The organism is Bacillus sp. GbtcB14 (genome assembly GCF_019091205.1).
GTDB lineage: Bacteria > Bacillota > Bacilli > Bacillales > Bacillaceae_G > Bacillus_A > Bacillus_A cereus_AG.
The window spans coordinates 277990-291890 of the sequence record NZ_JAGXJT010000003.1 but is presented as its reverse complement, the minus strand read 5'-3'; the positions used below and the strand labels follow the sequence as shown (position 1 = coordinate 291890).

Here is a 13901-nt window from a genome sequence, read left to right as displayed (position 1 = left end):
CGTATAACAACATATGTCGTTATGCAATGTATTTAGAATAATATCCCATAAAAAAAACCACCTAAAGGCTCCCCTTCAGGTGGTTCTCTATTTTACGCTAACGCAGCTGCCTGTTCTTGTTGATCTACAGGAATAACAGCGTCCCTTAACGCTTTTTCTAATTCAGCTGTGTATTTCATTTGCTCTTCTTTGCTCCAGCCTAGTTTCGTAGCCATGTAGTTGATTACTGCTTCTTTCCACTCGTATACCCAGTGAATGTTGAAGAATACAGCGCCTCTGCGGCGTACGAAGAAGTCAACTGGTTTTGCTGTCATTTCGTAATCCATTGCGTATACAAGTGGGATTAGAACGTCTAGCGGCATGTCGTATTCTTTCGCTTCGTCTTTATGTTTTTTCGCTAAGTCGAATAGTACGTCAACGTTAGAGCCGTAGAATTTCGCGAATTCTTCTGCTTGCGCTTTCGTTAAACCAGATTTCGTACCTTCGTCTGCTTTTTTCGCAACGAATGCTGGGAATCCGTGTGAACCATCTACATGTCCACCAGAGATTGGCATATGTTTCGTGTCGCTCTTCGGATATGCACTATGACCTTCTTTTTGTAGTAAGTTCGTTACGTAGTCTACTACCATTTCAGCCATTTTGCGGTATCCTGTTAATTTTCCGCCCGCGATTGTAATTAAACCAGATTCAGAAGTCCAAATTTCATCTTTACGAGAAATTTCAGATGCATTCTTACCTTCTTCGTAAATTAACGGACGTACACCAGCCCAGCTTGACTCCACATCTTTTTCTGTAATTTTCACGCTTGGGAACATGTAGTTAATCGCATTAATGATGTATGTGCGATCTTCTGTTGTCATGTGCGGTACAGCTGCATCTTTATCATAGAACGTATCTGTTGTACCTACGTATGTTTTTCCACCGCGAGGAATCGCGAACACCATACGTTTATCTGGTGTATCGAAGTAAATCGCTTGCCCTAATGGGAAACGTTTTTGATCAATTACTAAGTGAACACCTTTTGATAACTGAAGTACTTTTCCTTTTTTCGAGTTATCTTTCTCACGAAGTGTATCTACCCAAGGACCAGCTGCGTTTACAATTTTCTTACCGTAAACTTCGTATACTTCTCCGTCTAGTAAATCGATTACACGTACACCGCATACTTTTCCATCTTTATATAAGAAACTGTCTACTTTTGCGTAGTTAACAGCTTTTGCACCATGCTCAATTGCTTCTTTCATTACTTCAATTGTAAGACGCGCATCGTCTGTACGATATTCTACGTAGTAACCGCCGCCTTTTAATCCTTCTTTTTTCACAAGAGGCTCTTTATTTAGCGTTTCTTCACGGTTAAACATTTTTCTGCGCTCGCTTCGTTTTACACCTGCTAAGAAGTCGTATACACGAAGACCAATTGATGTACTGAACGATCCGAACGTACCGCCTGTATGGAATGGAAGTAACATCCACTCTGGTGTTGTTACATGGGGACCGTTCTCATATACGATCGCACGCTCTTTCCCCACCTCTGCTACCATTTTCACTTCAAGTTGTTTTAAATAACGTAGACCACCGTGTACAAGCTTCGTTGAACGACTTGATGTACCTGCTGCAAAGTCCTGCATTTCAAACACAATTGTTGATAACCCGCGTGTTGCTCCATCTAATGCAATACCAGAACCAGTAATACCTCCACCAATTACGATCACATCTAACTCTTGTTTATTTACTCCGTTTAATACGTCTTTACGTTGTTTACTTGAAAATTTCATGGTAATTCCTCCCTTTGATAACGAAAAAAGAGACCACGAACTCCGCTATAGATTTCGCCTCTATAGCGTGTTGTGGTCTCTCCAAATCTCCTACCGAATTATTAACTTGTCACCATTATAACACTGTTTATGATTATTTGAAAGCTTTTGTTGCTTCAATCGCTTTTTTCCATCCAGCATATAGCTCTTCGCTTGTTTCCGCTTCCATCGTTGGTTCAAAGCGTTTGTCCATATGCCACTGTGATTTAATTTCATCTTGGTTTTTCCAATATCCAACCGCAAGACCAGCTAAGTACGCTGCACCTAAAGCTGTCGTTTCATTGATCACTGGACGCTCTACAGGAACATCTAAAATATCACTTTGGAACTTCATTAAGAAGTTATTTTTAACCGCTCCGCCATCAACGCGTAATGTTTTTAATTCAATACCTGAATCTGCTTCCATTGCACATAATACATCTTTCGTTTGGTAAGCTAAAGATTCTAGCGTTGCACGAATGAAATGCTCTTTCGTCGTACCGCGTGTTACACCAAACATAGCGCCGCGTACTTCACTATCCCAGTACGGTGTTCCTAATCCAACGAATGCTGGTACAACGTATACACCTTCAGTTGATTCAACGCGAGAAGCATACACTTCACTCTCACTTGCATCTTTAAACATGCGCATTCCGTCACGTAACCACTGAATTGCAGAACCTGCTACGAAAATACTTCCTTCTAATGCGTAGTTTACTTTACCATCTATTCCCCATGCAATTGTTGTTAATAGGCCATGCTCAGAAGCTACTGCTTTTTCACCTGTGTTCATTAACATGAAGCAACCAGTTCCGTAAGTGTTCTTCGCCATACCTTCACCGAAACAAGCTTGTCCAAATAATGCTGCTTGTTGGTCACCAGCTACACCTGCGATCGGTACATTTTGACCGAAGAAATGATAATCAATTGTTTCGCCATATATTTCAGATGATGGACGTACTTCTGGAAGCATGCTCTTTGGTACTGTTAACATATCTAGAAGCTCATCATCCCACTGTAAGTCGTGAATGTTAAACATTAATGTACGTGATGCATTTGAGTAATCCGTTACGTGCGCTTTACCACCAGACAATTTCCATACAAGCCACGTATCAATTGTTCCGAATAATAACTCGCCGTTTTCTGCTTTTTCTCTTGCACCTTCAACGTTATCTAAAATCCATTTTACTTTCGTACCAGAGAAGTATGCGTCAATTAAAAGACCTGTTTTTTCGCGAACCATCTCGCTATAACCTTTTTCTTTTAACTCATCACAAATCTCCATTGTTTGACGAGATTGCCATACGATTGCGTTATAAATTGGTTTACCAGTCGTTTTATCCCATACAACCGCTGTTTCACGTTGGTTCGTAATACCGATACCAGCGATTTGTTCCGGTTTTACATCCGCTTCGCTTAAGCAAGTTGCGATAACTGCTAAAATAGATCCCCAAATTTCTTGTGCATTATGCTCTACCCAGCCTGGCTTTGGAAAATGTTGTGTAAACTCTTTTTGAGCTGAATGAACAATTTCACCTTTTTTATTGAATAGAATTGCGCGTGAGCTAGTTGTTCCTTGGTCTAAAGAAAGAATATATTTTTTCATATCGGTTTCCCCCTATGCTACTTTTCTACTATTTGTATTGCTTTCACTTTTTTTACTTGTCATATAAGAGATTGCTAGTACAATCACAGTTGCAATAATCACATAAATAAGTGCTGCATTTTGTTTTCCTTCAAATACAACTTGATGGAATAATCCTGCAAGTGATCCACCTAAAATCGGACCAACTACTGGAATCCATGCATACTTCCAGTTTGAACCGCCTTTTCCTGCAATCGGAAGGAAGAAGTGTGCGATACGCGGACCTAAATCACGAGCCGGGTTAATCGCGTATCCTGTTGTTCCACCTAATGATAAACCAATACTTACAATTAAGAAACCTACGATAAATGGATTTAAACCATCTGCAAATTTATTTGCTCCAATTGCTAATATACCAAATACTAAAACGAATGTTCCAATCATTTCACTTAAAAGGTTTGTAAATGTGTTCGGAATTGCTGGGCCTGTTGCAAATACACCTAATTTTGTTCCTGGATCTTCTGTTTCTTTCCAGTGTGGTAAGTAATGTAAATATACAAGAACTGCCCCGATAATTGCCCCAATCATTTGTGCTGCGATATAACCTGGTACGTCACTCCATGGGAACGCTCCCTTAAATGCTAATCCTATCGTTAAAGCCGGATTCAAATGTGCCCCACTAATTGATCCAACCGCATACGCTGCCATAGCAACCGCTAAGCCCCAGCCCATTGTAATAACAATCCAACCAGAATCCTTCGCAAACGATTTCTTTAAACTTACACCAGCGCAAACGCCGCCACCAAGTAAGATTAATAACGCAGTCCCTACTAACTCTCCTAAAAATGCTGACATAGTATCCCTCCACAATCAATTTAAACGCTTCCAAATGTGATAGAGGTAAAATGAATGGCCATTCGTTTTTGTCAAAAGAAAAAGACCCACAGCTTTGCACGCTTCTATATAAATTTATATAGAAACAATGAAATGTGGATCTCTTCTTTTCTCCGTCACGTTTATTAACTTGTCTATAATGTTAACCTTTCGTGAAAGCGGTGTCAACAGAATTTTTTCACATTTTCGTCACTTTTTTTGGTAATGTTTCCATAGTTCTTTTTTTGATGTCGTAATTGCTGTCGCACCAGCATTTAACGCTTTCTCCACATCATCAACTGTACGAATGAAACCACCCGCCAAAATCGGGACACCAGTACGCTCCTTCACTTCAGCGATAATGTCCGTCATTGCTCCTGGAAGCACCTCAATATAATCCGGCTTCGTCTTTTCCAAAAGGTTGCAACTCTTTTCCATTGCGCTAGAATCGATTAAAAAGATACGCTGAATTGCTACAACACCCTTTTGCTTCGCCTTCATAATGACGCCCGCCTTTGTCGAAAGTAACCCGTACGGTCTAAACTCTTGGCATAAATACTCCGTCGCATGCCCATCACTCTGCAAGCCATGAATTAAATCCACATGTAAAAATACCTTCTTACAATATTGCTTCGCAAGTGACACGACGCTCTTCAATTGACCAACATGAATATCTAAAATAACGATATACTCATACGAACTATGTAATAGCTTCTCCAAATCTTTAATTTGCCTCACTGCCGGCAAAATCTTCTGTTCATGAAATTCCATTCTAAATGTCCCCTTCTTTATGTCATCCTATCCTTTATAGTACACAATTTGAGTGGAAAGAACAGCTAGTGTAGGGGATTTCTTTCAAATCTTTCCTCTATTTATATATTTTCTTCAACTTATCAGATCCCATACCACCTATAACCATTAATATGAGAGGTAAAAAATTCATTACGTATGGTGCATCCGCTACAATTGTAATGCTTGCTCCTGCAAATTTATTTAACGTCCATACAACGATTTTTGTAAGAAACAAAAACACACCCATCATAAAGAGACTATCAAAAAACACCTTCCATTTTGGATGTGCTAATTGTTTACTATCTTCAATTACTTTTTGCGTCAACTCTTCATCACTCCTTAGTAGTTCATCAATCGTAATACCGAACAGATCGCTTAAATGAATAATAATTTCAATGCTCGGATAGTTCTTTCCCGTCTCCCATTTCGAAACAGATTGCCTACTCACATGAATTTTTTCAGCCAAATCATTTTGCGACCAATTTCGTTTTTCTCGTTCTTGTTTTAAGCGTTCACTAAAAATCATACTGTGTTTATCACCTCTCTACGTCTAGTATGGGCAAATAACTGATGAAGAGTAAAGCGAGTTGTTGTTGCGTAGATTGTGCAACTTGTGCGTTACAGCTTAAAATGGCGCTATGTAGTATGTATATTTCATATACTTTTCTTGTATAATAATTTCCCGAACAATAATACAAAGAACGGATACTAGTAAAGACTAAATTAGGCATAAAAAATACGCCATCCCTTCTTATCAGTCTCCAGAAAGAATAACGTACATATTCATTTTTACCCATCGTTTTTCGGGCCATATGAAAACCCCGGATATTTCACAACAGGCCATTTCTCTTTACGCAGGGAATCCATTACTTGCGGCCCAACATGTATATTACTTTCTACTATTTCTTTAGGAGTCAATGCCATCCATTGATTTAACGATACATCTTCAAAACGATTGCTTTTGAACATCTCTAAAAACCATAATGTTTCGTCACCTGTATTTTGAATATAATGCCCCGTCGCAAACGGTACATATCCGACATCGCCAGCTCTATAATCAAATGTACGAGCGGTGCCATTTCCTAGAAACACAGTCATTCTTGCTTGCCCGGTAAGATAATATTGCCACTCATCATTGTTCGGATGCCAATGGAGTTCTCTCATTCCTCCAGGCTCAACCTCAACAAGTGCTGCTGCGATTGTTTTTGAAATAGGAAAATTTGTAGAGTCTACTATTCGGACGCTACCACCAGGAGTCTTAATCGGATTTTGTTTTAATAGTTCATGTTTAAACGTTAAAGGAACTTCACCTTCTGGCGACTGCACTACCTGATTCTCAAGTGAACCAGGTACCTCTCCTTGATAAATATAAACTTGATCTGAAGGGATAGAACGAAAAGCACTCTCTGGCACGCCAAAGTTAGCCGACAATACCTCTTTTGGCGTATGCGCGAACCAGTCAGAAATAGCTAAAGTAGATAGATCAGAAAAATGACCATCATCGAAAACGAGTAGAAATTCGCAATGTTCCAACCCTTGAATAGAATGCGGAATACCAGGTGGAAAATACCAAAGATCACCCGGGCCAACATCAGCAATAAAATTCCGTCCGTTTTGATCAACAGCCGTTATGCGTGCCCGTCCTAAAAGCATATACGCCCATTCTGCTTCCTTATGCCAATGAAGTTCACGCACTCCTCCGGCCGTTAAACTCATATTCACCCCAGCAATCGTCGTCGAAACCGGAAGTTCCCTCACCGTAATCTCCCGAGACCACCCGCCTTGTTTCAGAATCATAGAAGTGTCCGAGAACGAAAATTTCAAATTAGGAACTAGCCCCGCATCCGTTATAGGTGGAACGAGCATATTCGGATTTTGAATATCCCTCATAACATTACGCGGCCCTGAATCAATCGCACCTGCTCCGTCGCTACGGATTGGTTGTGGCACATTCCCTCCCGCTTCATTAACAGTACGTTTCTTCATGATTACACTCCTTTTTCATCCGGTTATGAAGTAAAAAGCCTCCATCATAGTGTATGAGTTGGGCTTTGGATGGTTACAGTTACTATGGAGTTACATCATATGCCTATCATTATCGTTTTGTGTTGATAAAGTGAAACTTTAATCAGCCCTCACCAATCGGGCTTTTACGGGATAAATTGATATCTCATTTCGAATCGTTGATATACTTCGGAAAATAAAAAAATAGATAACAACATGTTATCCTAATTACACCTTTTTTTAGAGTAGCAATAGTAACACTCTCTTTTTAAAATTCCATATCAAAATCCCTTATATTATTAACAGCGATAAAAAGGAATACCATTCTATCCAAATAGAACAGCATTCCTTTTTATAAACAGTATTTAAAAATTATTATTTAAGATATTTCCCCAAATCATCTAAGTTTCTCGTATGATTTAGAATGATTACATACTCAACTTCAACTTCTGTTACTACCATTTCTAGTACTTGATGGACTTCAATATAATCATTTTCATATTCTTTTGCCGAAGCTACAATCTCTTCTAAGGTTCTTACAAATGTTTCAGCACTCCAGTCTTTTGTTGACAACGCCACATAGGTTTGAAATTTTTTTGTATTCATGTTAGTTCTTTAAGTACAATGGGAATTGTGTACTTCTTGATGAGTCAGAATGATTGATTATAACCCTATGATGACTTGTTGATGAATCAGAAGTGCTTACATTACCATCAAATTGTTTAGCATAAGTTGTTGTTCTGTTACCCTTGTTATCCGTTTGACTCCACTTATTTTCATAATTATGCATTGTTTCCTCCCTTAACTTCTTCACGTCAACATCTCGACCATACTGAGTTTTGCTAGAAGTAGATTTTTCTTTTGGATTATATTTATGTCTATTATAAGCGTGTTCGTTAATAAAGTTAGATTTATTTGTTCCACCATTTAATTTATATGGTACCTTTGGACTCGAACCTTTCCCTGGTTTCCCTGGTTTTTTCTTTTTAACTAGAGAATCAACTAGGTTGTCATGTGTAGTGACTTCGTTTACGGAAGTTATATTTCCTCTAGCATCTGTTCGAACAGATAGATCAATTGATTCCTCTATACCTTGTGTATTTTTCCAATAAAAAGTTACCTGATTTTCAGTGTTTTTTGTAAATGTATCTTGAATTTGATTTAGTTGATACATATCAATTTTTTCAGATGTAACTTTATCTAAACCAATTTGTTTTGGACTGAAATTTTCTTCAGTAGCGGCGGATACAGCTCCTGTGAATAAAAGGCTTAAACTTAGTGTGGCGGCCGTTGTTAAATTAAGAAATTTACTTTTTTTCATAATACATCCCTCCTATCAATGTTAAAACTGTATATTACATAATTTAAATATATGTTACTCTCTAGTAAAAATCAATTACATTTTCATTTTTACGTTAATCTATTTGATTATCTAAAAATACATATACTCAAGAAAACCAAAGTACATATAAAAACAGGCCATAATATAGATTTTTTCTATACTATGGCCTGTCTTTATTTCAATTCGCATATGCACATTGGCTTTTTGTGATAGCTAACAGCATCCATTTGGTTCTTCCTCTACTAAATGAAATGCTTTTAAAACGATCTCATAATTCTTCAATATTACTACTTCGTAATTGATCTAAATTCACTATAAAAAATGAAGTTAGGGTTTCTTTTCTATATGTAGTAAAAATATATTAAGTAGCAGGTGAGTTTGAAATAAAGTCACGATATTAACAATGTAACTGAAACTGCAGCAGCTATTAGTTTCTTCACTTTCATACCTCATACCCCTTTAAGTAATTTATTCTTAGTTGGTTTTACTACCGATACTCTTCGCTGCTTCTTCAAACAGTTTTGAACCTTCTTGTGCTTTATTTACTGCTTGATGCATTTTACTCTCGTCTTCTTGATCCAATGCATCAAAGAGAAGTTGAAAACAATCCGCATACAGTTCCATCGATTGCTTTATCTTCGCCTGTTCTCCCTGTAACTCAGGAGGCGCTTGTAGATTCTTCAGCTTCGTTGCTGTTGCCTTTGCTCCACCTAAGCTCAGTTGTACTTCACTTTTCTTTTGTTTGTATGATTTTACGTCTGAATCTGCTATTCCTTCAATTAATTTCATTGTACCTTCAATTTGAGTAGCACTGTTTATGATATCTGCCTTGTACCTTTCAACATCAGAACCAGTTACCTTACCAGTTGAAGAATTAGAAGAGGAACTTTGTTGACTACTTGATGAACTACTGTTTGTACCTTCATCTTTCGCTACAGATAAGCTGTCCTCTTTCTTGCTATCAGTTGACTTACTCTCTTTGTCAGCAGCCTTACTCTCTTTCTCTACCTTTTGCATTTCTTCTTTCTTTGGTTCAGCTTTCTTACCATCAGTTTCAATTGTAATACAACCGCTCAATAACATAACTGGTAATGCTAAACTTACTAATTTCTTTGCCTTCATGATTACTAATACCCCTTTATTTGTAAAATTTAGTGCAAATAAGTTAATATACTTAACTAATAAATTTCCCTCGAATAATTTATCAGAATTCACTATCCATATGTTTCCTTTATTTTCATAATCTTTCCATATATATCATTTTACAGAGAATTGCATATTTGGTCAAAGGGATTTATGTAGTCTTTAAAGGGAACTTTACTAAACGAAAAGAAATTTTATTCACAAAGAAAAGAAGCTAACACTAAATTGTTAACTTCTCAGCTGAAAGTAAAATATTATCTTTCCTTATCTTCTAATATCTAGATTGTGATTGAATATTTGTAAGATGAGTATCAAACATATCAATGATTTCAAGAAATCTATCAGCTTCACGGAAAACATGGTCTGCCAATAATGGATGAATAATGCTCTTTATTTTGCATTGCTCAATTAAATCACGTGCTGTTTTCTTAAAATCCCGAAGAGATGTAACTGACACACGATTTTGATATAAAAATTGATCTAAAAGAGGGACTGTTTGGGATTGTGGTTTCATAGATTCTAAGTCAATTGCTTGATACATCAATTCATCAAAATCATTGCTAAAATTCCGTGCTGTATCTACAAGCTTTCTTTCTGATGGATCGAGAAGATGACCAATAAATTTGGCATGGTCTGCCATAATCCTTAGAAAGAAAACATTTTCTTTAATAATAGCATCAGGAAGAGCATCTAATTTCCCTTCATTTAATTCCATTAAACGTTTTCTAAAATAATCAGCTTCCCTACTTGTATGATCAACTAACAGCGGAAAGTTATTTTGTCCTGGCAATTTACATGTGAGAATCAATCCTAAAATTTTTCGTTTAAATCCCCAAATATTAGTTGCAGCTTGTTGTACTTCTGCATTAAATCTTTTTATTTGTTCAGGATCTGTTTCATTTGTATAGGAATGCGCTATTTGTTCAATATGTTCAAATAATCGATAAAATTGATTAGCCTCTTCGATTAGTTGAGTATCCTCGCATCTAAATCCCAATCGTAGAAAAAAAGAATGCTCCTTCATGATTCTAGACCAAAAACGAATTTCATTTAATGAACGTTCAACAAACATTACAGACGTAACACCCGTATCAGGATGTAATGTAGTTTCATCCCTATGCATTGTTAATCCCCCCCAGTAATTACTACGCTAGTTCCATTCTTATGAGGAAACATATATATAAATACCCTCAATAAAGGTTCATGATGAATTTCGTATACATGCTTCAAAAAAAGAAAAAGGCTACCACCTAGATGTAAACTTCTACTAGTTGGTAGCCTTTCAAAACTTTTATTAAAGCAATACCGAATCTTTATCACTATCCTGATTCCGTTTCTCGCGCTCTTCTTCTAAACGCTTCATATACACTTCGCCTTCTTTTTCGATAAACTCATTATCCATCTCTTGCTCTTTTTTCGAAGTATATAAAACCATGTAGCCACTTAATACAATCCCGACGATTACAAGATACACCCACCATGGTAAAGTTTCCACTGTACTTCATTCCTTTCCTTAGACAAGCCTTATTAGTTTCACTGTATGAGGAAAGAAGTGGATTTATGCTTAAAATTTTATTGTGGATGCTCCGCAAAGAACGCTTGTACATATTCCATAAACTCTATTGGCTGCTGGCGAAACGGTGCGTGGTATCCTTTTTCAATGATATGGAACGTACTATTTGCAAATAACTGATGATACAGTTCACCATTTTTCCAAGAAACGCTCTTATCGTGTCGTCCCCATATAATTAAAGTCGGTACCTTAATTTTATCAGCTTCCATCGCAATGCGGCGCTCTCTCATTTTCGTGAGCTGATCATAATGCTCTTTATCGTCGCGACTATTTTTCACTTCATTTTTATTATAATCCGTAATTTCTGTTACAGTTTGTAAGTCTGTCGATAATGGCGGAACTTCATAACTATCTTTTTGCTGGAAAGACTCTATCCCTGTAGAATCCGCTAAAATGAGATGCGTTACTGCATCCGGATATAAGTACGCTAAATTAAGGGACATCTCTCCGCCCATTGAATGACCAAGTACTGCGAATTGATCGTATCCGAGTTTCTTCATTAATTTATAATATAAATTCACTTGCGCAGGAAACGAATATTGAAAATCAACCGGCTTAGAAGAACGTCCAAATCCTAAAATATCAACCGCAATAATCGTATGATCTCGCGCAAGTTCCGGATAAATATCACTAAACCCATCTGCAGAACCACCAAACCCGTGAAGCATAAGTAAAGGCGGTTTCCCCTCACCAATTTGCTTAAAATAAATCGTCTGCCCATCAATTTGCGCCATACTCTCTTTCGTATTCAGCTTCAACATAACAGTATCTTTCACTTCTCCAACCTTCGCAATCGGCTTATCAACGAAGTTACAAACAATTAACAAAACGAGTACAATACCGCTAATCAAATAAAACTTAAACCGTTTCAACATTCCCGTCTCCTTTCTCTTGTTGCTATTTAAAGTTTTTACATTATTTGGTTGTTTTATGATTTATTTTTAATTGTAACCATTGTAGTTACAATTATACTAAAAAAATATTACTCACCGCCATTAGTGGTGGTTGCTTTGTAACTATTATAGTTACACATTTAAAGTAAGTCAATTCTTTTCTCTACATTTCCTAATAACAAAGAAAGGAACCTCGTTATGAGGTCCCTTCACTTTATTATTTAATTTAAAAATGGTCAGCGTGTGAGTCTTGTTTGCTAATCCCGCCACCGTCGCCTTTATTGAAGTTGGCTGGTGCTCCTCCATCGCCTCTATTATTTGCTGGTGCTCCGCCTGTTTCACCAATGTTAATGTAATCTGGTCTTGCTGGTGCTCCACCCGTGTCTCCTCTATTGAAACTAGCATAGTCTTGTTTTGCTGGCGCTCCACCAGTATCTCCTTTATTAAAGCTAACATAGTCTGGTCTTGCTGGTGCTCCGCCTGTGTCTCCTCTATTTAACGATTGCTCTTGAAACCCAGCCAAAGAATTCAGTCCAATTGACAGTGTAGCTACTAAACCGGTAATGAATAAACTAGCTTTTTTCATTTATTTTAACGCTCCCTTTTTGAGAATTCTTTTTTGAGCTTGACTACTAATAAAGAAGTACTTACTAGCTTTTTCATGATTTTCTTCCTGATAAAACTTATAAGCTAATATTTCCATATATTCTTTAACACACTCTAAAAGAGAATGTTCTTCAAAATATAAAATCCCTTCTAAAGTTACTTTCTCTAATTGACTAGCACTGGATTTAATATTCAGCTCTTTTAAAATTATAAATCGATATTGGAATTCTTTATTTTGTAATTCGTTACAAATTCTTAAGCCTAATTCTATTAACTCATTAGCAGTTTCTACCCTACCTAATTTATAGTTTTCCTCCGCTTCAGTAAAAATTGCTTTAAAATTTTCAGGCATTTTTTGAGTAACTTCACTTAAATGTCTAATCGCTAAATCAGATAAATCTTGACTGCCGTATAGCCATCCTAAATTATTTCTAACCATTAAAATATACTTTTCATGATTAGCTTGTTGGAAAACATTTAATGCATCATTAAAATTTTCCTCCGCCAATTCAAATTGTCTTAAATCTATACAACATAACCCTAAAATATTCTCACATAAAGCAAAATTAATCTCATATCCTTGTTGCTTCGTAAAATCTTCTTTTGCTTTTTTCAAATAATCAATCGCATTGATTTGTTGATAGGAATGATAATAGAAATTCCCCATCCGATAATTAAACTCCGCATGTTCTATCGGATCTGCAATATATTTCAATAACTTCTCAGCTTGTTCGTACTGCTGTTTCGCTTCGTTATAATTTGAAATTAATGTACAATGAAATCCTTTGAAAAAGTGATAGTAATACGCTAGAAAGCCTTCTTCCGGAATTTCGAAAGATTCCACTTTATCAAAACTATCTTCTCTAACCCCAATCCAATCAACTAATGCATCATATCTAAAGTTCAATAACGCACGATAAAGCAATACATCCTGATCCACATCCAGCCCACTAATCTTACTATCAATCTCCTCTTTCATTTCCGTGGCTTTCTCTATGTTTTGCTGCAACATTACACGATACCAATCATCTAAAGAATGTTTCATTTGCTCCCCTGTTACTACATCTACTCCCATACACCCGCATCTCCTTTTCTTAAACTTACAAAATTAGGATGTTTATACAATTATCAAAATTGTATATTATCACCTCTTTTCTATATATTGAAAAATAATTGTCAGAAAATTTATAATTTAAATGAATTATACCAAATATTTCTATTTAGAAAACTTGAGAAACATTTTTCAGAAAATTTTATAGCCCAAATAAAAAAGCAAGCAATTCTAGCGATTAACTAA

The 13901-nt window shown here is 36.6% G+C and carries 14 protein-coding genes; all 14 read right to left on the bottom strand.

The window, feature by feature from the left end; genetic code table 11:
* Positions 1–92 precede the first annotated feature (92 nt).
* Positions 93–1775, bottom strand: a complete 1683-nt coding sequence (glpD, locus tag KVT31_RS10450) for an aerobic glycerol-3-phosphate dehydrogenase (protein WP_088095412.1) — start codon at positions 1773–1775, stop codon at positions 93–95.
* Positions 1776–1908: 133 nt separating this feature from the next.
* The gene (gene glpK, locus KVT31_RS10445; protein WP_088095411.1) at positions 1909–3399 is read right to left on the bottom strand and encodes a glycerol kinase GlpK; all 1491 of its coding nucleotides are present in this window, start codon (positions 3397–3399) and stop codon (positions 1909–1911) included.
* A gap of 12 nt (positions 3400–3411) precedes the next feature.
* Positions 3412–4233: a glycerol uptake facilitator protein GlpF gene (gene glpF / locus KVT31_RS10440; protein ID WP_001272205.1), complete on the bottom strand. Its 822-nt coding sequence runs from the start codon at positions 4231–4233 to the stop codon at positions 3412–3414.
* Positions 4234–4461: 228 nt separating this feature from the next.
* On the bottom strand, positions 4462–5022 hold the full coding sequence (gene glpP / locus KVT31_RS10435) for a glycerol uptake operon antiterminator GlpP (protein WP_076535888.1): 561 nt from the start codon (positions 5020–5022) through the stop codon (positions 4462–4464).
* A 97-nt stretch (positions 5023–5119) separates the two neighbouring features.
* Positions 5120–5569 (bottom strand): helix-turn-helix domain-containing protein, encoded by a 450-nt coding sequence (locus tag KVT31_RS10430; RefSeq protein WP_076535887.1) that lies wholly within the window; start codon positions 5567–5569, stop codon positions 5120–5122.
* Between the two features lie 263 nt (positions 5570–5832).
* Positions 5833–7029: an oxalate decarboxylase family bicupin gene (locus KVT31_RS10425; RefSeq protein WP_088095410.1), complete on the bottom strand. Its 1197-nt coding sequence runs from the start codon at positions 7027–7029 to the stop codon at positions 5833–5835.
* A 393-nt stretch (positions 7030–7422) separates the two neighbouring features.
* The gene (locus KVT31_RS10420) at positions 7423–7653 is read right to left on the bottom strand and encodes a hypothetical protein (protein ID WP_001093030.1); all 231 of its coding nucleotides are present in this window, start codon (positions 7651–7653) and stop codon (positions 7423–7425) included.
* A gap of 1 nt (position 7654) precedes the next feature.
* Positions 7655–8368 (bottom strand): hypothetical protein, encoded by a 714-nt coding sequence (locus KVT31_RS10415; RefSeq protein WP_088095409.1) that lies wholly within the window; start codon positions 8366–8368, stop codon positions 7655–7657.
* Positions 8369–8863: 495 nt separating this feature from the next.
* A complete protein-coding gene (locus KVT31_RS10410) occupies positions 8864–9511 on the bottom strand; it encodes a DUF7018 domain-containing (lipo)protein (RefSeq protein ID WP_088095408.1) in 648 nt (215 codons plus the stop codon).
* 292 nt (positions 9512–9803) lie between these two features.
* Positions 9804–10655, bottom strand: a complete 852-nt coding sequence (locus tag KVT31_RS10405; protein ID WP_088095407.1) for a DUF2935 domain-containing protein — start codon at positions 10653–10655, stop codon at positions 9804–9806.
* A 171-nt stretch (positions 10656–10826) separates the two neighbouring features.
* On the bottom strand, positions 10827–11027 hold the full coding sequence (locus KVT31_RS10400; protein ID WP_000449229.1) for a sporulation YhaL family protein: 201 nt from the start codon (positions 11025–11027) through the stop codon (positions 10827–10829).
* A gap of 77 nt (positions 11028–11104) precedes the next feature.
* Positions 11105–11977 (bottom strand): alpha/beta fold hydrolase, encoded by an 873-nt coding sequence (locus tag KVT31_RS10395; RefSeq protein WP_140392373.1) that lies wholly within the window; start codon positions 11975–11977, stop codon positions 11105–11107.
* A gap of 247 nt (positions 11978–12224) precedes the next feature.
* The gene (locus tag KVT31_RS10390) at positions 12225–12584 is read right to left on the bottom strand and encodes a hypothetical protein (protein ID WP_088095405.1); all 360 of its coding nucleotides are present in this window, start codon (positions 12582–12584) and stop codon (positions 12225–12227) included.
* Positions 12585–13679: a response regulator aspartate phosphatase gene (locus KVT31_RS10385; RefSeq protein ID WP_088095404.1), complete on the bottom strand. Its 1095-nt coding sequence runs from the start codon at positions 13677–13679 to the stop codon at positions 12585–12587.
* Positions 13680–13901: the final 222 nt, after the last annotated feature.